The following is a 20729-nucleotide window of genomic DNA, read 5'->3' on the forward strand; positions in this document are numbered from 1 at the left end:
TCAGCTCCAGGACAGCAGGCGGACGCCCAGCGTATCGCCAACCGCGACCAGTTCGCCCTGTCCGGCGACGCGGCCGTTGGCGCGGATGGTGACGTTGGCGCCTTCGAGGTGCGCAGGCAGCGCGAACACGTAGCCCGGTTGCAGGCCGGCGATGTCCGACAGGCGCAGTTCGACCTTGCCCACTTCGAACTCGACCTCGACCGGCAGGCGGCCGGACGGATCCTCGACGGCGGGGGTGTCTTCGGTCTGCGGTGTTTCGGCTGCGTCGGTCTCGCTCATGCGGGGCGTCTCCTGGTGGCGGGGGCGTTGAGTGGGCGGACCGTCGATGCGCCATCCATCCGGTCCGGATCGGACCGGCCAGCGCAGACCGACGGCATTGGCGTGGAGTGGCGGCATCTTGACGTGTCCGACGACGATCACGTCACCGGGCCGCAGGCTTTGCACGTCGGCGCGTGTGAGCGGCGGCGCCGGGATCGCGATCGTCGCGACCGTCGGCAACTGGCGCCAGTGCCCCGGATCGATCGGCGGGCGCGGGTCGGCATCCGTGCGTGCGAGCAGGGCCTGCAGCCATGCGGCAGGTGCACGCAGCGCGCCACTGACCGTGGCGCCGCCATCGGCAGGCGTGAAATCGAGCTCCAGCCAGATCGCGTCGCTCGCAGGCGCGGCGAGCGGAGCATCGGGCAGGGGCAGCAGCGAGGTGCCGAGCGCTTCGCTGATCTGCACCAGCGTCGTCTCGTGCATCAGGCTCCAGGCCAGCACGCGCGCGCGGCCGCGCCGGTCCTGCCAGTGCAGGCCGTCGTCGTCGACGCGCGGCGACGACGCGAGTTGCAGCGCGAGCCGGGTGCCGTCAGCGTCGAGTTCGAACACGCCGCCATCGAGGGTCGCGACCGCGGGCGATCGACCGCTGCGCAGCCGCAGGATGCCGGTCGGCGTGGTCCATTGCCGGGCACGTGCATGCAGACCGCGCAGCACATCGGCCTGCGTCGGCGAGAGCCGCGGCAAGCGCTCTCGCAACGGCGCGTGCGAGGACGCGTGCGAAAGAGAAACAGCGTTCGCGTCAGCCATGGCCCAGCGCCACCTTCATCAGTTCGGGGAGGGATCGCACTCCGAGTTTGCTCATCATGTTGGCCCGATGCAGTTCGACGGTTTTGATACTGATGCCGAGGATGTCGGCAATGATCTTGTTCGGTTTGCTGGCGACGACGAGATCCAGCACCTGCCGCTCGCGCGGACTCAGCTTCGCGAGCGCGGCGCCCTGCGGCGAGCCCGCCTGCGCGCGTTCGCGGCTGAGCGCGTTGCGGATCGAGTCGACGATGGCATCGTCGCTGAAAGGTTTCTCGAGGAAGTTCGATGCGCCCTTGCGCATCGCCTCGACCGCCAGCGGCACGTCGCCGTGCGCAGTCACGAACACCAGCGGCAATGTGGAGCCACGGCGCAGCAGTTCGTCCTGCAGCTGCAGGCCGCTCATCTCGGGCATGCGAATGTCGGAGACCAGACACTCGCCGTCGCCGTGGCGCGTGCTGTCGAACACGGTGAGGAACGCCGCGCCGGATGCGAATGCGCGCACCTCGAACCCCGCAGTCTCGAGCAGCCAGGCGGTGGAATCGCGGAAGCCGTCGTTGTCGTCGACGAGATAGACACAGATGCCGGTCACGCGTCAGATCCTCCTGTCCGGGGTCGGTAGCGTGAACCCGAACACGCTACCGCCGCCATCCCTGGCCTCGAAGAACAGCCGGCCTTCGTGGTATTCGATGATCGAACGGCAGATCGCCAGGCCGATGCCCAGTCCGTCCGACTTGGTGGTGTAGAACGGCGAGAACAGCTGTTCGCTCTCGGCCTGGCTCAGGCCGGGGCCGCGGTCGCAGACGCGCACCTCGACGTCGCCGTCCAGGTTCACCCGGGCCTCGATGCGCAGGCCGCGCTGCGCGGCAGGCACCTCGCGCATCGCCTCGATCGCGTTCTTGACCAGATTGAGCAGCACCTGCTCGACCATCACCCGGTCGGCGTAGACCTGCGGCAGTTGCGGCGCCAACGCCAGTTCGACACGCAGCTGCAGGCGTTCGGCCTCCAGGCGCAGCAGTTCGAGCACCGTGTCGACGATCAGCGGCAGGTCCTGGGCGTCGCGCCGTGGCTCGCGGGCGCGGACGAACTCGCGCACGCGCGCGATCACCGCACTGGCGTGTTCGGCCTGGGTGCGCGCGGCCTGCAGGGCACGTTCGACCTGCACCGGCCCACCGGCCTGGTCGACCAGGCGCAGGCTGCCGTTGAGGTAGTTCACGATCGCCGCGAGCGGCTGGTTGAGCTCGTGCGCGAGCGTGGCGGCCATTTCGCCGACCGACATCATCCGCGAGGTGAACAGCAGTTTTTCCTGCTGTGTCTTGTGCGAATCCAGGGTCTCGATGCGTTCGCTGATGTCGACCGCGGTCAGCAATGAAAGCGCGCGTCCGCCGCAGTCGAGATCGCGCCAGTGCAGCGCATACCAGCGCCCGCTGCCGGGCGCGCGGACTTCTTCGCCGCGGGCCTCTCCGGTGACTTCGCCATACAGCGTCGCCAGCAACGCGTCGCGCTGGGCGTGGCCGGGCAGGGTGCCGAGATCGCCTTCGAAGCGGCAGTTGGCAGCCACTCGCACACCAGTGCCGCGGTCGAACGCGGCGCAGGCGAAAGGCACCGCTTCGAGGACTTCGGTCAGCGCGTTCGCGCCATCGTCGACGCCCGTGTCGACGGCGCGCGCCTTGCTCGCGCGCCGGGTTCCGGTCGGCGGCGTCATGCGATGCGCGACATCGTTTGACTGATAACGTGACGGCGCACCAGCAGGGTGTCCCTTCCGCGAGAACCCATGATCCGCGTCGCCCGATTCCGCTCCGCCCTCATCGTCCCCGTCATGCTTGTGGCCACGTCCGCGCACGCGGCCGCAACGCCCGCCCGCACGCCGAGTGACTCGTTCGTCGGGGAGTTGCTCGCCATCGTGATTCCACTCGTTCTGATCATCGTGGGCCTGCTGTTCCTGCTCCGGCTGGTACGACGGCGGTACGGATTGTCGGGCAGCGATGCCCCGTTGACTGTCCTGCAGATCCTGCCTGTGGGACCCCGGGAGCGCGTGGTGCTGGTCAAGTCTCGCGCCGGCCGGGTCTTCGCGATTGGCGTGGGGGCGCAATCTGTGACGTTCATTACAGATCTTGATTCCGAAGATCTGGAAGCCCCGGTGCCAGCGGCCTCCCTGGCCACTTCGCATTCACTGTCCAATATCGACGGGGATCGTTAAGTCCCTGTGACGCTTGGGTTTTTCTCTCGCGACAGCCAAAACGGAACCGTTTTCACACCGATTCGACACTTTGACTGGAACCTCCTTGCAACATCGAATTGACCTGTACATAACATAGAGCAGCTATCGTACAGGGGCACAATGTGACGCACGAGGGCAGGGGCTTATGCGGCGAATGGATACCAGGGTGTGTGGAACCGCCGTTTCCGGCTTGCGCGTTCGTACGCGTACCGGTGATGCCGTGAGTCCATTCCGTGTGTCCATGGCGGTGGTCCCATGAAGGGCTTCTTCGCCACGCTGACCGGCGCGCCGGCAGGCGCCGCCCCGCGGGCCAAGTTCGGCTACAGCGACATTATCCTGGCCGTCGCCGCGGTCACAATCATCAGCGTGATGATCCTGCCGCTGCCGCTGGTGATCATCGACACCCTGGTGGCGGTGAACATCTCGATCGGCTTCGGCCTACTGCTGCTGGGCATCTATATCCCGACGCCGGTCGCCTTCTCCAGCTTCCCCAGCGTGCTGCTGCTGACCACGCTGTTCCGGCTGGCGATCTCGATCGCGATCACCCGCTCGATTCTCCTGCACGCCGAAGGCGGCCACATCGTCGAGACCTTCGGCACGCTGGTCGCGGGCGGCAATCTGGTCGTCGGCATGGTGGTGTTCCTGATCATCACTGTCGTCCAGTTCATCGTCATCGCCAAGGGCGCCGAGCGCGTGGCCGAAGTTGCCGCCCGCTTCACGCTGGATGCGATGCCCGGCAAGCAGCTGTCGATCGACTCGGACCTGCGCGCCGGCCTGATCGACAAGGACGAAGCGCGTCGCAAGCGCCGCCTGCTGGAAACCGAAAGCCAACTGCACGGCTCGCTCGACGGCGCAATGAAGTTCGTCAAGGGCGATGCCATCGCGGGCATCGTCATCATCCTGATCAACCTGCTCGGCGGTCTGGCAATCGGCGTGCTCCAGCGCGGCATGCCGCTGGCCGAAGCGACGCACGTCTACAGCATCCTGACAATCGGCGACGGCCTGGTGTCGCAGATCCCGGCCATCCTGGCGACGATCGCCGCGGGTCTCGTGGTCACGCGCACCACCGGCGAGATCGACGACCGCCATCTGGGTGATGCGATCACCCGGCAGGTGTCGAACCAGCCGCGCGTGGTGCTGATCACCGGCATCCTCGCCCTGCTGATGACCCTGGTGCCGGGCTTTCCGTGGGCGGTGTTCCTGTTCCTCGGCGTGGGCCTGCTGACCTTCAGCGCCTATCACTATCGCTATCAGTTCGAACTGCTGCGTCGCCTGTTCCGCGTGACCGACGAGGAAGTGCTGGCCGACGTGCACGCCTCCGTCGATCACGACGATCTGGCGCCGCCCGCACCGTTGCAGCTGCAGGTCTCGCCGCTGCTGGCGCAGTCGATGGGGGCGCACAATCTCGAAGCGCGCGCGGTCGATATCGCCCAGCGCCTGCGCGAGGAATACGGCGTGCCGGTGCCGGTGCCGTCGTTGCGCATCGTCTCGACCTTCGGTGAAGACGAATACCGGCTGACCGCGTTCGGTGCCCGCATTGCGACGGGACGTCTGCGTAGTGACGCAGTGCTGCAGCCGCAGCCCGCCACCGCGGCGAATGCGACCAAGCTGCCGGGCTTCTATCCCGCCGTGATCGCGGGCGAGTGGGTGCAGAGCGGTGAAGGCACGCAGCCGCCGCTCGAGGTGCTGGGCGCGCACATGACCGCGGCGATCCGCCGGCGCATGGGTGGCTTCCTCGGCATCCAGGAAACCTCGAACCTGTTCGCGAAGATGCAGCGCGACTATCCGGATCTGGTCAAGGAAATGCTGCGCGTCGTTGCACCGCAGCGCGTGGCCGATGTGCTGCGTCGCCTGTCGGAGGAAGGCGTGCCGGTGCGCAACCTGCGCGATGCGTTCGAAGCCATCACCGATGTCGGCGGTCGCGAAAAAGACGTGGTGTTGTTGACCGAGTACGTGCGTGTCGCGCTCAAGCGCGAGATCGCGGATCGCTATTCAGACGACGAGCGTACGCTGCACGTACTGTTGATCCATCCGGAACTCGAGGACAAGTTGCGGCAATCGGTCCGCGTGGCGGGCGGTGCCAGCCAGCTTGCGATCTCGCCGGAACTGGCTGGTCGTCTCGGCAACGAGGTGCGTGCGCACCTGGGCCGTCAGGCGACAGGCGTCAAGCCGGTGCTGCTGTGCTCATTGGATGTGCGCCGGCATCTGCGCAAGCTCATGGAGGTCGATTTCTTCGATCTGCCTGTGCTGTCGTACCAGGAACTCGCACCGGACCTGCGCATCGTGCAGGCGGGCCAGATCAATGCATGACCAAGTCGCATCATTACGGGGCGTGCGCGTCGTCTTCGCCGGAGTTCCGGTGGTAGATGCCGTGCAGGCGATGAGAGGACTGACATGACCGAACATACCGAACACCAGTCGAACAACGTGCTGCGCATCGTCGATGGCCTGCATGCAGGCGCCAGTCGTGTGCTCGCAGACGAAGAGATGATCCTCGTCGGTAGTGGCGAGGACTGCGACATCGTGCTGGCCGACGACGCTGTCGCCGCGCATCACGCGCTGATCAGTCTCGTCGGCGGCCGCTTCCTCGTCCGTGCGCTCGATGCGCCGGTGAAGGTCGGCGCGCAGGATATCCATCCCGGCGATCCGGTCGAACTGTCTGCGGTGCAGCAGGTGCGCATCGGCGACGCCGTGATCGCATTCGGCCGCGAGAACGATCCGGCATGGGACGAATTCGTCACCGTGTTCGCGCCGAACGATGAAGAGCAGGCGCCGCGTAGTGGATTCGTGCGCAAGCTGCCGTGGATCGGCGGTATTGCTGCGCTGTCGCTCGCGTCGCTGGCGATCTTCGCCGCCGTATTGCCGGCACCGGATCAAGGGCCTGACCAGCGCGAGCGGCTGACGACGCTGCTGCAGGAGCATCGCGTCGCCAATGTGCAGATTACCGATGGCGCCAAGGGTGGCGCGACGGTGACCGGCGCCGTCGACGACAGCGCCACGCTGGAGCGTCTGCGCAACCAGGTGCGCGCCGAGAACATCGACGCGACCTTGCAGATTCGCACCGGCGAACACATCGCCGGCGATGTCGCCGAGATGTTCCGCGGCCAGTCGATTCCGGTGCAGGCGCGGTATGTCGGCAACGGCGATGTCGAGGTGGTCGGCGACTTCAAGGACGGCGCGGAGATCGAACGTCTTGCGCAGTCGCGTGCGATCGCCGACATCCCGGGCGTACAGCGCATCCTGCCGCGCACGCCGACCGGTCTGCTGTCGCAGGGCGAGACCGAACAGCCGCAGGCGCCGCCGGAAGCGCACATCGTGCAGATCGTGCGCGGTGAGAATCCGCATCTGCTGTCGTCCGACGGCCAGCGCTTCGTCACCGGCGAGATGATTCCCGGCAAGGGCAAGCTGATCTCGATCGGCGAATTCGCCCACGTGCTCGGCGCGGATGGCGAGCTGACCAAGGTCATTCCGGGTCCCGCGCCGACGCCTGAAGAAGCCGCTGAAACGGCGACCGCGAATGCAGGCACCGAGGGTGCGGAAAGCAGCGATCCCCGTTTCGCCTCGGTGGTCGCCAACGTCAACAACGGCAACCGGATCGCACAGGTGCCGGTGGTCGATCCGGGACGTGCGCCCGCATCGGCGAATCACTGAAGTCGTACGCAGTTCGAATCGAATCCAACGCTGTATCCACTTTCAGACCGTCTCAAGGAGTACTTCCATGACCACGATTTCCAATGACCAGATCGGCAGCTTCATCGGCCGCGCTTCGATGCAGGGTGACAACGGCGTTCGCAAGGGCGGCGGCAGTGCGAGCTCGTCGAGCTGGTACGAAGCCATGTCCCGCGCGTGGGGCCAGACCCTCGACCAGCAGGCGACCAAGATCACCAATCTCTCAGATGTCATCGGCCAGGGCGGCGACCAGCCGTCGAACGTGGTCCAGCTGACAGCCGAGAGCCTGCGCATGCAGTTCCTGTCCAATAACGCCTCGACCTCGCAGAACAGCGTCGGCCAGGCACTCGAGACGCTGGGCCGTAAGCAGTAAGCGACTCCCGCAGACAACAGCAGCAAGGAGAAGATCATGGTCGACGCGATCCAGGCCGTTGGGCTCGAAGCCGCGGCACAGGGGGCATCGGGTGCCGGCGCAAACTCGCCTGTCGCCGCCGCGTACGAGGTCGGACAGTTCTCACAGGCGATGGATCGCGCAGGCACGAGTTCCGCCGCTGCGGCCAACGCGCCGCAGGGCGTCGCCAGCACCGGTGCATCGGAGCCTTCCGAAGGCATGCGCATGGTGATGTCGGCGATGGACAACCTCAACGGCGGTGCATCGAGCATCCAGGACCTCGCCAAAACGATGACCCAGAACTCCGGCGAGCTCACGCCGGGTCAGGTCATCGAGATGACGATGAAATCGCACCACTTCCTGTTCCAGTGCGAAATGACTTCGAACGTTGCGAACCGGACGTCCGACGGCATCCAGCAGCTGTTCCGCCAGCAGTCCTGATCGAGAGGTGACCGGCATGCGCGTTTCACAACTCTGCGTATCCAAACGATGGTCCGCGTGGATGGGCATGCTGCTCGCCTGCCTGCTGCTTGCCGGTTGCGGCGGTACCGCGCTCTACAGTGCAGTCGACGAGCGTCAGGCCAACGAGATGATGGGCGCGCTCATCGGCTCGGGCATCCAGGCGCAGAAGAAGCCGTCCGCCACCAAGGTGGGCTGGGACGTGTTCGTCTCCGAGGGGGACATTCCGCAGGCGATGGCCGTGCTCGGCTCGCGCGGTCTGCCGCGGCAGAACTATCAGAACCTCGGCGACATTTTCAAGAAGGAGGGCTTCGCCTCGTCGGCCACTGACGAGCGCGGCCGTTATCTGCACGCGTTGCAGCAGGAGATCACCCAGACGCTGACGATGCTGCCGGGTGTCGCGCAGGCGCGCGTGCATCTGGCTTTGCCCGAGCGTGATCCGCTCGGCGGCTCGAACGGCAAGACCTCGGCCGCGGTGTGGATTTTCGAGCAGCCCGGCGCGAACGTCCGCGACCGCGAGGCCGACATCAAGATCGTGGTCAAGGATGGCGTCGAAGGCCTGACCGACATCAACCAGGTCTCGGTGAAGTTCGTCTCGATGCCGGCGCCGCCGGAGGCCACGTCGTCGACCGGTACCGCGATGGCGTTGTCGGCCGTGAGTCCGATGGCAATCGTCATCGCTGCGCTGGTGGTCGCGTTGCTGGCTGTTGCGTTCGCATTCGCCGGACGACTGAAGGCGCGCAAGCCTGTGGCTGCGGAGAAGGCCCCGCCGGCACGTTGGCAGGGCTGATCCATGTCGCTGGATGCGCTGCTCGCCGAGGTCGATCCTCGTTGGCACGGCGCCGGCGAGGACGCTCTGGATGACGCGTTGTTGCAGCGCGCCCGGTCCAGCCGTCTCGGGCGTCGGCTGCTTGCCAGTGCGCTGTCCGACGGGCCGGCTGCACATCTGCTGGCGCCGTCGCCGGAAGGGTTTTCCGTTCTGGTGGCGCGCTGGAATCGTGCGCGACTGAGCGGCCTGCATCGCGATCTCGGCGTGCTGGCCTACGCGCCAGCGATCCGCGCCGAGGTCGGACGCGATGCGGTCAAGCGCATCAAGACGATCCTGGGCAGCAGTTATCTGTTGGCACTCGACCGCAGCGTCTGGGACGCGAAGGTCGATGCACCGTTGCAGGGTCGGCTCGCATCGACGCTCGCTGAGGCACTCGCGGCCGGTGATGCCTTCGGTCCGCGTCTGTTCGAGGCGCTCGAACTGCAGGGCCGTGCGGAGTTGCAGGTCTGGGCGCGCCAACGAGAACCGGCGCTCGCCGACTGGGCGCAGCTGGTCTATCCGCCGGTCGATCTTCCGTCGGCGCATCTGCCGGAGAAGCCGCTGCTCGTCGTCCACACGCATCATCAGAACCGCGCCGTCGCCGCCTGATCCATTCCCTGTTCCGGAGCCCGCATGCCGACCCCAGACGCCGCATCCGCTACGCCCACCCGACGCGCGCCCACCGCCGCCGTGGTGTTCGAACGCCGCGAATTCCGTCGCGGCGTGTCGGCGCCAATCGTGCGCGCTGCGGAATGGCAGTCACTGGCTGAACTCGACACGCTGCTCGCACGGGTCAATGCGCTCTACGACGACGCACAGGCCGAGGTGCAGAAGGCGCGCGAACAGGGCTATGCGGAAGGATTCGCGGAAGGCCTGGAACGCGTGAAGCAACAAATGACCGAACAACTCGCTTCACTCAACGAGCGCCGCGCGCGCGTGCTGGGTGACGCGGTCGGCCGTATCGGCGATCTCGCCTGCGCGATCGTCGCCCGTATCGCGCCGGATTTCGATGCGGCGAAGGTCGTGCCGGCCTTGGTCATGCGCGCGGTCGAATCCGCGCAGGCCGAACAGTTCCTGATGATCCGCGTGCATCCCGATGCGCGCGAAGGTGTGGAGCAGGGGCTTGGCGCGGTGCGCCAGGCGCACCCGGGCGTCGGCGTGATCGAACTGGTCGACGACGAGAGTCTGGATCCGCTGAGCTGTGTGGTGGTTTCGGAAGCCGGTGAAGTGCGCGCCGGTGTCAGCCAGCAGATCGAGGCGATCCGCACGGCGCTGGCGCAGGCGAGCGCGGTGGCGAGCACATGAATCCCGGACCCACCCTGTCCCTGCTCGACGATCTGGGCGCCGGCGCGGTTGCCAGTGATCCGCTGCTACATGCGCTCGGGCAGGTGCAGGCGATCGAGCGCGTAGGCCGCGTCAGTGAGGCCTACGGCACGCTAATCAAGGCGACCGGGCTGCGCGCGGCGATCGGCGAACTCTGCTATCTGCGCAATCCGGGCGACAGCGATTTCGAACTGGCGGCCGAAGTGGTCGGTGTTGCGCGGCAGCACACACTGCTGACGCCGCTCGGCCCGCTCGACGGCATCGCCTCGACGACCGAGGTCTACGCAACCGGCAAGCAGGCATCCGTGCCGGTTGGCGAAGGACTGCTCGGCCGCGTGCTCGATGCACACGGCGCGCCGATCGACGGCAAGGGTTCGCTGGGCGCAACTGTCGACGCGCCGATCTATGCCGCGTCGCCCAATCCGTTGTCGCGCAAGCTGATCGACCGTCCGTTCTCGACGGGCGTGCGCGCGATCGACGCGGTGATGACAGCGGGCGAGGGACAGCGCATCGGCATCTTCGCCGTCGCCGGCGGCGGCAAGAGCACGCTCTTGGGCATGTTGGCCCGCGGCGGCGATGCCGACGTCAACGTCATCGTGCTGGTCGGCGAGCGTGGCCGCGAGGTCAACGAATTCATCAGCGACAATCTCGGCGCCGAAGGGCTGGCGAAGTCGGTCGTCGTCGTCGCCACCTCCGATCGGCCCGCGCTCGAGCGCAGCCGCGCGGCGTGGGTGGGCACCGCGATCGCCGAACATTTTCGCGATCAGGGCAAGCGCGTACTGCTGCTGGTCGACTCGGTCACGCGTTTCGCACGTGCGCTGCGCGACGTGGGTCTGGCGATCGGCGAGCCGCCGGCGCGGCGTGGTTTTCCGCCGTCGGTCTTCAGCGAAATGCCGAAGCTGTTCGAACGCGCGGGCAACAACGACAAGGGCTCGATCACTGCGTTCTACACCGTGCTGGCCGAAGACGAGGACGGCGGCGATCCGATCGTCGAAGAAGTGCGCTCGATCCTCGACGGCCACATTGTGCTGTCGCGCAAGCTCGCCGCGGCCTACCACTACCCGGCGATCGACGTGCTGACCAGCCTCAGCCGTACGATGCCGCGCGTGGTCGACAAGCCGCATCTGCGCGCGGCCGGCCAGCTGCGCAAGTATCTGGCCAAGCACCAGGACATCGAGCTGTTGCTGCAGCTCGGCGAGTACAAGCGCGGCACCGATCCCGAGGCCGACATCGCGATCGAGAAGATCGGGCCGATCCGCAACCTGCTGCAGCAGTCCGAACATGAACTCGTGCCGTTCGACACGTCGTCCGGCGCACTGCGGAAGCTGTTCGGATGAAACGCTATCCGCTCCAGACGCTGTTGCAACTGCGCGAACACCGCACCGAAGCGGCGCGTCTGGTGGTGCTGGAGAAGCAGCGTGCGCTGCAGCAGTGCATCGAAGCCTGCACGCGTGTGCAGGGCGAACTGACCGGCCTTGAGCGCGACCGCAGCGGTCATCGTGCGCGTCTGCTCGATCCGCCGCCGTCCGGCGTGCCCTGGCCCGCCGCGCTGACGCAGCGCGAGGCGCATATCGATCTGCTCGGCGAGCAGATCGTCGGCGCGCAACAGCGCTTGTCGAAAGCACAGGAGGCCGTGCGACAGGCCGAGACCGTATTGCAGGAGGCGCGCGATGCGTTCTTCCGGACCAAGGGCCGTCAGGACGCACTGGAGAAGCGCCGCGATCTGTGGAAACGCGAACAGCGCGGGCTGTTCGAGCGGCAGGAAGAGGCGACCAACGAGGATTTGATGCAGGCGCGCTACATGGCGGCGCGGCAGCAGTAGGCACGGACACGAGGAGACGACGATGAGCGTGCAGCGCAACGATTCCGCATCCAGACCGCCGGACCAGGCCGCGCGTAACCGGCAGGTCGACCGCGAAGCAAAGGCCGACACCAAGGACACGCCGCCGCGCGAGCGTGTCGACCAGTTCCGCTCGATGATGCAGCAGGCCCGCGGCGACATGCAGGGTCTGCAGGGTGAATCCGAACTCTCGAGCGGCGGTCTGCTGCAGGGCGAGGGCGAATTGCAGGAAGGCGAGATGGCGGAGCTGGCCAGCCAGCAGGAAGCCACCAAATCACGTCAGTCGCTGACGGACGTTGTCGATGCGCGCACGTTCCGCCAGCAGCACGACAACGGCTTCGGCAGCCTGCATACCCCAGGCATGGAATCAGCAGCGATTCTGCAGGCGCAGATGGCGTTGCGCGATGGCGCGCCTGCGGCTGCACCGGCCGCTGCGGCCTCCAACGCCGGCCAGCTGTTCGACATGATGGAAAAGCACGTGCGACAGATGGCGGTGCACGATGCCCGCGATCCGGGCGGCGATGGACAGGTGCTGTTGCGGATGTCCGACGCCACGTTGCCCGGCACCGATCTGTTGCTGAGCAAGAGCGCCGATGGCTGGGTGCTGCGCGCAGACAGTCGCTCGCGCGAGAGCTTCGATGCGATCCGCGAGGCCGGCCCGCAGCTGGCCAAGCGTTTCGCCGAGCAGAATCTCGGCACGCTGACGATCGATCCGCACTACCACGGCTGACGCATCGACCTCTGCGCCGCCTCCAATCGAGGCGGATCCGCGGTGGGCCGAAGTCTCAGTCGGGCGCAGTGCCCGCATCGCGCGAGCCGGCGCGGCGCGGCCGCAGCCCGTGCCAGTCTTCGCGTGCCAGGCGGAACCGGCGCGCCGGATTACCGAACTGTTCGCCCGATGCGATCTCGTCGAATCCCAGGCGCAGCAACAACGGCGGCACCGATCGGTTCTCCGGCGCGCACTGCGCGATCAGCGCGGGCAGTTGCAGCGTCGCGAACGCGTGCGCGCACAAGGCCGCGCCACCTTCGATCGCATAGCCGCGGCCCCAGGCCGACGGCAGCAGCCGCACACCGATCGCGATGTCGCCGGCATCGCCACTGGGCGTCAACGAGAACAGTCCGATGAAGCGACCGGCACGATCACGCGTGTGCCACAAGCCGAGTCCCGGCCGCTCGCGATAGAGCTTGTTGGCCCAGACGACCAGGCCCATCGCATCGTCGAGCGTGGCGATCGGATCGTCGAGCAGCATCCGGGTGACGCGCTCTTCGCGGCCAAGCTGCATGAGATCGATCACGTGGCGGAACGCGAATCCGTGCAGCCGTAGACGTCGCGAGTGCAGCTGTTCTTCGGTCGGATAGTCGCGCCCCTCCGCGGGCAGATCGTCGCGGGAGAACGCAGGCGGCGTGGGATCTGCTGCATCAACGGATGCGGTCGGCGTCGTCGGCATGGCGCTGTTATAGCGCGCTCGACCGCGATCGCGTGGAGAAAGCGTGAGCTAGGGCGGACCCTAGATGGGGTACGACCTAGCTGTCGTGGCGATGCGTTGGGAAGACACTGCGGCTGCAGTCGCGCAAGTCATTCATCCAGTAACGGCAGCGCGCACAGATCCAAGTGTTGTTTTCTTTTCAATTCAAAGGAGTTTCACCATGTCCAGCGACGTCTTCTCCGGCATCGGCTCTCTGATCGGCACCGCCTTCGGCGGCCCCCTCGGCAGCATCATCGGCAACCTCCTCGGCGACCTCGTCGGTCAGCTGTTCGATTCGGCCCTCAGCGGCCTGTTCGACGGTCTTGGCCTGCCGCAGTCGGCACAGGATGCCGTCACCGAAGGCTTCAAGGGTGGCTTCAACATCAACTTCGGCGGCAAGTAATCCATGCACGACCAGCAGGCCCAGCGACAGGCGTGGATCGACGGTCTTGCCCAGCTCCGGCAGCAGGGCGCGATCGATGCGGATGACGAGAACACCCTCATCCGGCATATGGACGAACGTCTGGAAGCGGTGCAACTCGAACTCAAGGCACTCGTGCCCGAGTACGAAGAGCGCAGCGAACGCGATGGCAGGGACGCCGCGGATGCCTGGCTGGGCGAACGCTCCCGCGAGATGGGCGAGCGTGAGGGTGCGGATGCAAGGCGGATGGTGGATTCGCTGACTTCGGTCCAGGCCCCCGCCACCTGAGCATCGCTCGAACGCCACTTCATCGTGGTGCGGTATCGAAGAAGCCTGCAGGCCAAACCTGCAGGCTTCTTTCATTGTTCCTGTGCCGAGGCGCGGCCCTAGGGCCTGACCTAGATGCGGCGAACGCGATGGGACCGCATCATCAGCGAAGGGGGTCGCCCGCGGGCGCCGTCCACGAAGGCTTCATCATCCAGGCTGCAGCCTGACGCGACCGTATCCGCGATACGACCCGAAGCAGACGATGCCCGGTCGGATTGCACTCAAGAAGGGAGTTCGAGCGCATGTCGTCATCCGCATCCAATCCGTCCACCGATTTCAAGGCACTGCGCGCGTCGCTGCTCGAGCGTTTCGAAACGGAACTGCGCGAGCAGCGCGATATCGATGCCGCAAGCCGCGAAAGCATGCTGGCCCAGATGGAACAGTCGCTCGACAACATGTCGTCGTTGCAGGACCCCACCGATGCGTCGCAGATTCGCGCGAGTCTGGCGCAGACGCTGGGTGTGCTGCATGCAAGTGGTCTGGTGGACCAGGCAGGCAGCGAGGAAGTCGAGCTGGCTTTCGCCGAAAGCTATCGCGTGTTCGACAATCCCGGCGTCAAGCGGGCACTGGAATTCGCGCGCATTTCCCGCGAACAGGGTGAAGAGGCGGCGCGTGCGTGGCTGGCCGCGCAGGACGGCGGCAACGAACGCACTGCGGCATGAACTGAATAGAGGAACCGGCGCGTTTCTAGGGTACGCCCTAGTTGCTGGTCTCCAGCGCGACGAGCAGGATTGATCCATCAGCGGTATGTGGCTCGAATGTCCTGATTGCAGCAGACGCAATGCGCAACGGAATCGGCCCATCGAACGGATTCATGTGTTTTCCAAAACTTTGAAACCCAGGAGATAGTCCAATGAGCGTCAACTTCGAAGTGAATCTGCAGATCGCCCAGGCCGGCCTCGACAGCATCAGCGGCGAGGGCAAGGGTGGTAAGGGTGAAAGCTGGCTGGTGGCCATCGCCAAGGCGATGGGCAGCATCCTCGGCGAGAAGGCCCAGAAGCTCAACGATCTCAGCGAGAAGCTGAACGGCCTGACCGGCAAGGATGACGCGCAGGAATTCAGCGCCACGCAGACCGAGTTCCAGGCCGAATCGCAGATGTTCAACATGCTGTCGAACACCATCTCCACCGCGATCAAGTCGATCGGTGAAGGTCTGGCAGCGAACGCCCGCAAGCAGTAATCGGGCGGTTGCGATACCGGAGGGCAGGTGCTTGGCACCTGCCCTTCTTCGTTTCCGGTGTGGCGGTGTGTGTCACGACATCGTGCTGACATATGTCGCGCGAGCATCCGGCCGGTGTCCATCCAGGAGAAACGCCATGACACGTTCAAGATCCGGAGTACCTGCACAGCAGCGGGCATTAGGTCCGCGGCGGACAGGCCGTCTGGCAATGGTGTTGCTGTGCGCCTCGGCGCCTCTGTCATTGGCGATGGCCCAGTACGATCCGGGCGCCACGCTCGATCTGGGCATGGGATACGGGCAGAACGCCCTGTCGCAATCCGCGATGCGCAATACCTCCGAGAATCTGCGCGATTCCGAACGCCGTAAAGACGACGATTACGCCGGCAGCGGCAAGTCGCGTGACGCACACCTGGCGGAACTGCGCGGCGAGTATGCGCGGCGCGTTGCAGCCGATGGCGCCGCCAGCGCGAATGCGTGGGCCTCCGAGATGGGGCGACGCGATGCGCGCGCCGAGCGCGATTAAATGCGGTGGTCGATGCGTTTCAGCGGCCTCGCGCTGTTCCTGCTGGGATTCGGATTCACGACGGGCTGTTCCGGTAGTTCCGCGGAGTCCGCAGCGACGGGCGCCGAGGTCGAAACCGCCGATGCTGATCCTGAGCGACTCGACGCGGATTTCATGAAGGCCTATCGCGATGGGTTCTCCGGAGGAGAGTCGGCGCCCGCGGCGCGTCGCGAGGTTTCCAGCACGCGCGAAACGGGTGTTTCGGGAATCGATAGTGACTTCGTGGCCGGTTACTCACAGCTGACCAGCTTGCCCGTGCAGGATGTTGCGACGTTCGTCGGATCGGGCGATGCGGACGCGTTGCTGCAGGCGCGCTACCAGGTGAGCGGGCTGACCCGGGGCGAGTTGATCCCGGCCAACGTGTTGTTGTTCGTCGCATCCTGGGAGGCCTACGACGGATCACGCGCATCGCCCGAGCAGGTGCGCGGGTTGCAGCAGCAGATGCAGTCGCTGTGGACCAAGGGCGCGGATTTCGAACGTTCCCCCGAAGGTCAGCGACAGCGCCGGCTCTACGAGTTGTTGGCAGCGGTTCTGATGCGCGAGAACACGCGTGTCAGGCAATCCGGCGACGCAGGCGGCATCGCTGCGTTCCGGGAAACAGTGCGCGAGGATTTCCTGCGCCAGTCCAACAACGATCTCGCGCGCTACACCCTGACCGGCGACGGATTCGTCGAACGTTGAGCGGTCGTCGCAACAGGTTCCACTCGATATGCGGGGGGCGAAATCCCGCATGCAGATTTCAGATCACAGGAGTTCCGCCATGACCGAGATGCATCGTGCGACCGCCCGTTCCCGTTGGATCGTCTGGGCGTCGGCGCTTCTGTGCGCGTGCGCAATGGCGACATCGGTTCACGCAGCCGACGGCGACGCAGCCGTGCAGCGCGCGTTGCAGCAGGCCATTTCCCGACCCGCACCCGCGCAGGTCGATGCGCAGGCTGTGGAGACGCTGTCGTTCCGCCGCGACGCTGCAGTCAGCGCGCGCGTGCAGCAGGAAACGATCCGCGCCTTCGGCCGCAATCCGCAACAGGTGGCGGATCTGGAAAAGGTCATCGGCTCGGGCGAGATGCTGCGCGAGTTCGACAAGATCCTGCGCCGGTACGGCTATGACCCGACCAATCTCGGCGATGTGCTGGCGGCGCACTTGTTGATCTCGTGGGAGGTGGTCAACGACCGCGATTCGCGCCAGTCGCCGGACGGTCAGCGGGCAGTGCGACGGCAGTTGATCGGACCGCTCGCGGCTGTGCCGGAGATCGCGGAAATGTCGGATGCGGCGAAACAGGCGCAGGCCGAGCGGACCGCCTATCTGACGATGGTGTCCGCATTGACCTATCAGTCGATGAAGCAGCAAGGCAATCGGCAGGCATTGACCGCACTGTCCGCGAGCGTGCGCCAGAGCCTGCAGGGCAACGGTGTGGATCTGCAGCGTGTTGCGCTCGGTGATGGCGGTCTGGTCACACGCTGAAGATCGACCGGTCGAGACAGAAAAAGGGCGCCGCATGCGGCGCCCTTTTTCTTTGAGGCATGCGCTAACGACGGATCGGATCAGGCGGCGGCCGTTGCGCGCGCATGAGCTGGCGCCCGAGCCACCATGCGCCGATGGCGGCCAACAGGCCCGCCCATGCGAACTCGCCCGTCCAGCGACGCAGCGTAGGCGCGGCGGGGAGTTCGCCGAGGCTCAACAGGAAGCTGACGAGGACGAGCCCCAGGCATCCGTAGGCCACGATCGCCAGCACCCAGAACATCTGCTGGAAGACCTTGGCGACCTGTCGCGGCGTGTCGTCGTCATACGGACGCATGAGGTGCAGGCGGCCCTGCGCGGCCGCGAGCATCCACTGGCCCAGTTCCTGTGCGCCCACCTTCATACGTCCGCGTCGACGCAGGCCGGGTCCATCCAGCGTGTAGGTGCCGGCGCCGGTCAACTCGGCGCGGACCGGGCCACCGGCATCGAGCGAGGCTGTGCCGGCAATGGGACTGCCGGACACCTGCGCCTGCGGATTGCCGGCGAGCTGTTGTGCGACCGGCGCCTGCGCCACGGTCGTGGCCAACGGTACAGCTGCGAGCAGGGCGGCGCCTTGCGGTGCGCTGGGCACGTTGGGCTGCACGGGCGGCTGTGCCTGTTGCGGAACCCCCGCACGATCCGCGGCCGGGTTACCGGCTGGCGCGAACGCTGCGTCCGTCCGTGCAGGCTGTGCCTGCTGGGGAACCGGCACTGACGAAGTCTGTTGCGACAGCGTGCTCGCGCTCTGCGGTTGGGTCTGGGCGGCCTGTGACTGCGGTGCCTGTGTCATGGCCTGCGCCGAGGTCGCGGGCTGCTGCGCGGGCACGGCCTGCGATTGCACCAGCGTCTGTGCAGGAGCGGGCTGCATCGGGCCCGTGGGTTGCTGGGTGGACAAGGCCTGGGTCGCAACCGGGTTCGCCGCCTGGGGTACCGCGGTCGGTGCGCCAGGCAGCGCGCTGGCGACCGTGCGCACCACGTTCGCGGCGGTGTTGGCGACATTGCCCGGCAGGTTGCCGAGGCCCTGCGCGAGGCCAGATGCATTGCCCAGGCCCGGTGCGGTGCCCGGCGCAGCGCCCGGTGATGACGACGCGGGTGGCAAGGTGCCCGGCGTGGGGCCTGGCGGACTCAGGATGTTGCGAAGCGAGGTCGTGACGCTGTTGAGGACGTTGCCGGCGGTGCCGATCAGTCCGCCACCATTCGCCTGCGGTGCGGGCGCGGTGCTGCCCGCGTTGCCCGCATTGCCGGAGAACGGCAAAGGCGGGGGCGCGATCGACAGACCGCCCGGCAGATTGAGTGTGGGCAGCCCCGGAGGCGTCTGTCCTGCTGCGGCGTTGCCGGCCGCCGGCTGACCTGCGCCGAGGTTGGCGCCGGGAAACATGCTCTGCGCCTGCTGCTGCGGCATGGTCTGCATCTGCTGGCCGAAGTTCGACCGAAGCGCCTGGAACAAACCGGGCACCAGACCGGGTCCGCGTGAGGACGAAGACGAGAACAATCCGAGCGGATCGGGAAGGAATGACACCGTTGCCTCCGGGGGCTGGATGGCAGTCGGAAAAAAGTGGGCAGGCGTCCGCTTCGATGACGGCTTGCCCGAGGGTAGGCGTCGCGAGGCGCCGCCACACCCTGGGGTCGACCCTAGATTGCGCCGTTCTGGGACGGCGGTCGCAGCATAAAAAAAGGGAGACTTTCGTCTCCCTTCAAGCCGGCAGAGCCGGAGGACTATGGTGTGGCGGACGCAGGCTACCGCGTCCGGATACCTGATGCAACACTTGAAATAGTGTATTGCAAGTAATTGATTCGATTAGTTCGAAAGTTCCAACGCGTTGCGCTTCGACTCGCGACGGACGCCCGCAGGCTGGTCCCAGGCGTTGTTGAACTGGGCCGGCTCCCAGCCGCCGTAGCTCGGATTGGCCAGCATCCACCAGCGCTCGCCGAACCAGTCGCCGTAGGTGTCGAGCAGCTCGCCGCGGGCCTCGGACGTGTTGGCGAGGATGTCGACGAAGTCGCCCAGCTGGTCGCCGAACTGCATCAGTACACGGTAGTCGCGACCGGCCAGGCGGCGGCGGCAGGTCTTCTCGGTGCCGTTCTGCTCGCAGTTCTCGACGAACGTGCCCAGCCCGAGGAACACGCTCTCGTCCTTCACCGGCAGCCCTTCGGCGCGCAGGTTCGCAAGCGTCGCCTCCTGCAGATGCTGGGCGCGGTTGGAGAGATACAGGATGGTCACGCCCTTGGCCTCGGCCGCCTTGGCGAACTCGAGCACGCCCGGGACCGGCTTGGCCTTCTTCTCGGCGACCCACTGCGCCCAGGTGACTTCGTCGTACTCCAGACCGTTCTGGATCAGGCGCGCCTGGTAGGGCGAGTTGTCGAGCACGGTCTCGTCGATGTCCATGATCACCGCCGGCGGCAGCGCGGTCGCGTCGCCGATCAGCTCGCGTTCTTCGGGCACCAGCGCATCCCAGTTCTTTTCGGCCAGCGCGTCGTCGAGGTGATCGGCGGCGGCGCGGAAGATCGACAGGCTGTTGGCGCGGTACTCCTCCGAGCGCTGGATCCACAGCACCGCATTGAGGTTGTCACTGGGATCGGTGGCGGCCGGCGCCTGGGTGGTCGAGGTGGTCGGCGCCGCTTCTGCAGCGTCGTCGGCAGGTGCGGCCGCAGGCGTCGTCGGCTTGCAGGCGGCCAGCAGCAGCGCGCTGGCGAGCAGGGTGAGGGCGGGTGCGGTCAGGCGCATGGGCGGGTCCGTCGTCATCGTGTGAACACACGAGTTTAACGGCCGCGATCATCGCGAACATGACAGGCCGGCACGCGGGGCGCATCCTGTCGCCCCCTTCGAGGCTGGAATTCCCATGGACGAGCAGGCGCAGGACCAGGATCGCTGGCCCCGACTCACCCCGATCGAGGCGCGCGTGCTCGGCTGTCTGGTGGAGAAGCAGGCGACCACGCCGGACGTCTATCCGCTGACCGTCAACGCCGCGCAGTCGGCGGCCAACCAGAAGACCGCGCGCGAGCCGGTGATGTCGGCCTCGTTCGGCGACGTGCAGCACGCGCTGCGACAACTGGAAGGCCACCGGTTCGCGCGGCAGTCGTTCTCCTCGCGCGCCGAGCGGCACGAGCACGTGCTGGGCACGGCGCTGGATGTCCCGCAGCCGCAGGTCGTGCTGCTCGCGCTGCTGAGGCTGCGCGGCGCCCAGACTCTCGCCGAGCTGGTGACGCGCAGCGAGCGCATGCATCCCTTCGCCGATGCCGACGACGCGCGCCACCATCTCGAGCGCTTGGCCGGCAAGGGTCTGGCGGTACGCATTGCGCCGTCGGCCGGCCGCCGCGAAGACCGCTACACGCATCTGCTGTGCGGCCCGGTCGACGTGGCCGCCATCGCCGCAGCCGGTCCCGCGCGCGACGCGACAGGCGATGCGGGTCTGGCGGCCCGCGTCGAAGCCCTTGAAGCCGAGGTCGCTGCGCTGCGGGACACGCTCGAGGCGCTGACGGCGCGTCTGCCCGGCTGAGCGGG

General features: G+C 66.6%; 25 protein-coding genes. 19 read left to right on the forward strand and 6 right to left on the reverse strand.

Annotated features, from left to right (window positions below; translation table 11 throughout):
- From sctQ to LU699_RS10030, 3 genes are read right to left on the reverse strand one after another with little or no spacing between them, the layout of a single operon-like run.
- Positions 1 to 1065, reverse strand: coding sequence for a type III secretion system cytoplasmic ring protein SctQ (sctQ, locus tag LU699_RS10020; protein ID WP_232138381.1), 1065 nt, complete (start codon positions 1063 to 1065; stop codon positions 1 to 3).
- The gene (locus tag LU699_RS10025) at positions 1058 to 1654 is read right to left on the reverse strand and encodes a response regulator transcription factor (protein WP_232138380.1); all 597 of its coding nucleotides are present in this window, start codon (positions 1652 to 1654) and stop codon (positions 1058 to 1060) included. Before LU699_RS10025 ends, sctQ begins: the two co-directional genes overlap by 8 nt.
- 3 nt (positions 1655 to 1657) lie before the next feature.
- Positions 1658 to 2767: a sensor histidine kinase gene (locus LU699_RS10030; protein WP_232138379.1), complete on the reverse strand. Its 1110-nt coding sequence runs from the start codon at positions 2765 to 2767 to the stop codon at positions 1658 to 1660.
- 69 nt (positions 2768 to 2836) lie between these two features.
- Between LU699_RS10030 and LU699_RS10035 the strand changes: the two genes are divergently transcribed.
- The 11 genes from LU699_RS10035 (at position 2837) to LU699_RS10085 (ending at position 12503) form a co-directional block, all read left to right on the forward strand.
- Positions 2837 to 3262 carry a flagellar biosynthetic protein FliO gene (locus tag LU699_RS10035; RefSeq protein ID WP_232138378.1) on the forward strand — a complete coding sequence of 142 codons (426 nt, stop codon included), beginning with the start codon at positions 2837 to 2839 and terminating at the stop codon, positions 3260 to 3262.
- Positions 3263 to 3538: 276 nt separating this feature from the next.
- A complete protein-coding gene (sctV, locus tag LU699_RS10040) occupies positions 3539 to 5593 on the forward strand; it encodes a type III secretion system export apparatus subunit SctV (protein ID WP_232138377.1) in 2055 nt (684 codons plus the stop codon).
- Positions 5594 to 5677: 84 nt separating this feature from the next.
- Positions 5678 to 6934 carry an FHA domain-containing protein gene (locus tag LU699_RS10045; RefSeq protein WP_232138376.1) on the forward strand — a complete coding sequence of 419 codons (1257 nt, stop codon included), beginning with the start codon at positions 5678 to 5680 and terminating at the stop codon, positions 6932 to 6934.
- Between the two features lie 67 nt (positions 6935 to 7001).
- The gene (locus tag LU699_RS10050; RefSeq protein WP_232138375.1) at positions 7002 to 7325 is read left to right on the forward strand and encodes a hypothetical protein; all 324 of its coding nucleotides are present in this window, start codon (positions 7002 to 7004) and stop codon (positions 7323 to 7325) included.
- Positions 7326 to 7361: 36 nt separating this feature from the next.
- On the forward strand, positions 7362 to 7784 hold the full coding sequence (locus LU699_RS10055; RefSeq protein WP_232138374.1) for a hypothetical protein: 423 nt from the start codon (positions 7362 to 7364) through the stop codon (positions 7782 to 7784).
- 16 nt (positions 7785 to 7800) lie between these two features.
- A complete protein-coding gene (locus tag LU699_RS10060) occupies positions 7801 to 8592 on the forward strand; it encodes a hypothetical protein (RefSeq protein ID WP_232138372.1) in 792 nt (263 codons plus the stop codon).
- 3 nt (positions 8593 to 8595) lie between these two features.
- Positions 8596 to 9219: a hypothetical protein gene (locus LU699_RS10065; protein WP_232138370.1), complete on the forward strand. Its 624-nt coding sequence runs from the start codon at positions 8596 to 8598 to the stop codon at positions 9217 to 9219.
- Between the two features lie 24 nt (positions 9220 to 9243).
- Entirely contained in the window at positions 9244 to 9915 is a 672-nt protein-coding gene (locus LU699_RS10070) for a FliH/SctL family protein (protein ID WP_232138368.1), read from the forward strand.
- The gene (locus tag LU699_RS10075; RefSeq protein ID WP_232138367.1) at positions 9912 to 11270 is read left to right on the forward strand and encodes a FliI/YscN family ATPase; all 1359 of its coding nucleotides are present in this window, start codon (positions 9912 to 9914) and stop codon (positions 11268 to 11270) included. The genes LU699_RS10070 and LU699_RS10075 overlap by 4 nt, the downstream gene beginning before the upstream one ends.
- On the forward strand, positions 11267 to 11755 hold the full coding sequence (locus LU699_RS10080) for a hypothetical protein (protein ID WP_232580150.1): 489 nt from the start codon (positions 11267 to 11269) through the stop codon (positions 11753 to 11755). Before LU699_RS10075 ends, LU699_RS10080 begins: the two co-directional genes overlap by 4 nt.
- 22 nt (positions 11756 to 11777) lie before the next feature.
- Positions 11778 to 12503: a hypothetical protein gene (locus tag LU699_RS10085; RefSeq protein WP_232138365.1), complete on the forward strand. Its 726-nt coding sequence runs from the start codon at positions 11778 to 11780 to the stop codon at positions 12501 to 12503.
- Between the two features lie 55 nt (positions 12504 to 12558).
- On the opposite strand, the gene LU699_RS10090 is transcribed toward LU699_RS10085, so the two are convergent.
- Positions 12559 to 13221, reverse strand: coding sequence for a GNAT family N-acetyltransferase (locus LU699_RS10090; RefSeq protein WP_232138364.1), 663 nt, complete (start codon positions 13219 to 13221; stop codon positions 12559 to 12561).
- A gap of 199 nt (positions 13222 to 13420) precedes the next feature.
- On the opposite strand from LU699_RS10090, the gene LU699_RS10095 reads away from it, so the two are divergent.
- The 7 genes from LU699_RS10095 to LU699_RS10125 all read left to right on the forward strand — a co-directional run bounded on the left by LU699_RS10095 (position 13421) and on the right by LU699_RS10125 (position 17191).
- Positions 13421 to 13642 carry a hypothetical protein gene (locus LU699_RS10095; protein WP_232138363.1) on the forward strand — a complete coding sequence of 74 codons (222 nt, stop codon included), beginning with the start codon at positions 13421 to 13423 and terminating at the stop codon, positions 13640 to 13642.
- A 3-nt stretch (positions 13643 to 13645) separates the two neighbouring features.
- On the forward strand, positions 13646 to 13948 hold the full coding sequence (locus LU699_RS10100; RefSeq protein ID WP_232138362.1) for a hypothetical protein: 303 nt from the start codon (positions 13646 to 13648) through the stop codon (positions 13946 to 13948).
- Between the two features lie 281 nt (positions 13949 to 14229).
- Positions 14230 to 14649, forward strand: a complete 420-nt coding sequence (locus LU699_RS10105) for a hypothetical protein (RefSeq protein WP_232138361.1) — start codon at positions 14230 to 14232, stop codon at positions 14647 to 14649.
- A gap of 191 nt (positions 14650 to 14840) precedes the next feature.
- Complete coding sequence (locus tag LU699_RS10110) at positions 14841 to 15167, forward strand: hypothetical protein (protein WP_133394710.1); 327 nt, start codon at positions 14841 to 14843, stop codon at positions 15165 to 15167.
- A 136-nt stretch (positions 15168 to 15303) separates the two neighbouring features.
- Positions 15304 to 15690 (forward strand): hypothetical protein, encoded by a 387-nt coding sequence (locus LU699_RS10115; protein ID WP_232138360.1) that lies wholly within the window; start codon positions 15304 to 15306, stop codon positions 15688 to 15690.
- Positions 15691 to 16410 carry a hypothetical protein gene (locus LU699_RS10120; RefSeq protein ID WP_232138358.1) on the forward strand — a complete coding sequence of 240 codons (720 nt, stop codon included), beginning with the start codon at positions 15691 to 15693 and terminating at the stop codon, positions 16408 to 16410. It begins immediately after the preceding gene.
- Positions 16411 to 16489: 79 nt separating this feature from the next.
- Positions 16490 to 17191, forward strand: coding sequence for a DUF6683 family protein (locus LU699_RS10125; protein ID WP_232138356.1), 702 nt, complete (start codon positions 16490 to 16492; stop codon positions 17189 to 17191).
- A gap of 64 nt (positions 17192 to 17255) precedes the next feature.
- Here the strand turns inward: LU699_RS10125 and LU699_RS10130 are convergent, their stop codons facing one another.
- Together LU699_RS10130 and LU699_RS10135 are read right to left on the reverse strand one after the other, a co-directional pair.
- Positions 17256 to 18746 carry a hypothetical protein gene (locus LU699_RS10130; RefSeq protein ID WP_232580151.1) on the reverse strand — a complete coding sequence of 497 codons (1491 nt, stop codon included), beginning with the start codon at positions 18744 to 18746 and terminating at the stop codon, positions 17256 to 17258.
- Between the two features lie 279 nt (positions 18747 to 19025).
- Positions 19026 to 19952 (reverse strand): 5'-nucleotidase, lipoprotein e(P4) family, encoded by a 927-nt coding sequence (locus LU699_RS10135; RefSeq protein ID WP_232138352.1) that lies wholly within the window; start codon positions 19950 to 19952, stop codon positions 19026 to 19028.
- Between the two features lie 115 nt (positions 19953 to 20067).
- Here LU699_RS10135 and LU699_RS10140 point away from each other — a divergent pair, with 115 nt between their 5' ends.
- Positions 20068 to 20724, forward strand: a complete 657-nt coding sequence (locus LU699_RS10140; protein ID WP_232138350.1) for a YceH family protein — start codon at positions 20068 to 20070, stop codon at positions 20722 to 20724.
- The last annotated feature ends 5 nt before the right edge of the window (positions 20725 to 20729 follow it).

Source organism: Luteimonas fraxinea (assembly GCF_021233355.1).
Lineage (GTDB): Bacteria > Pseudomonadota > Gammaproteobacteria > Xanthomonadales > Xanthomonadaceae > Luteimonas > Luteimonas fraxinea.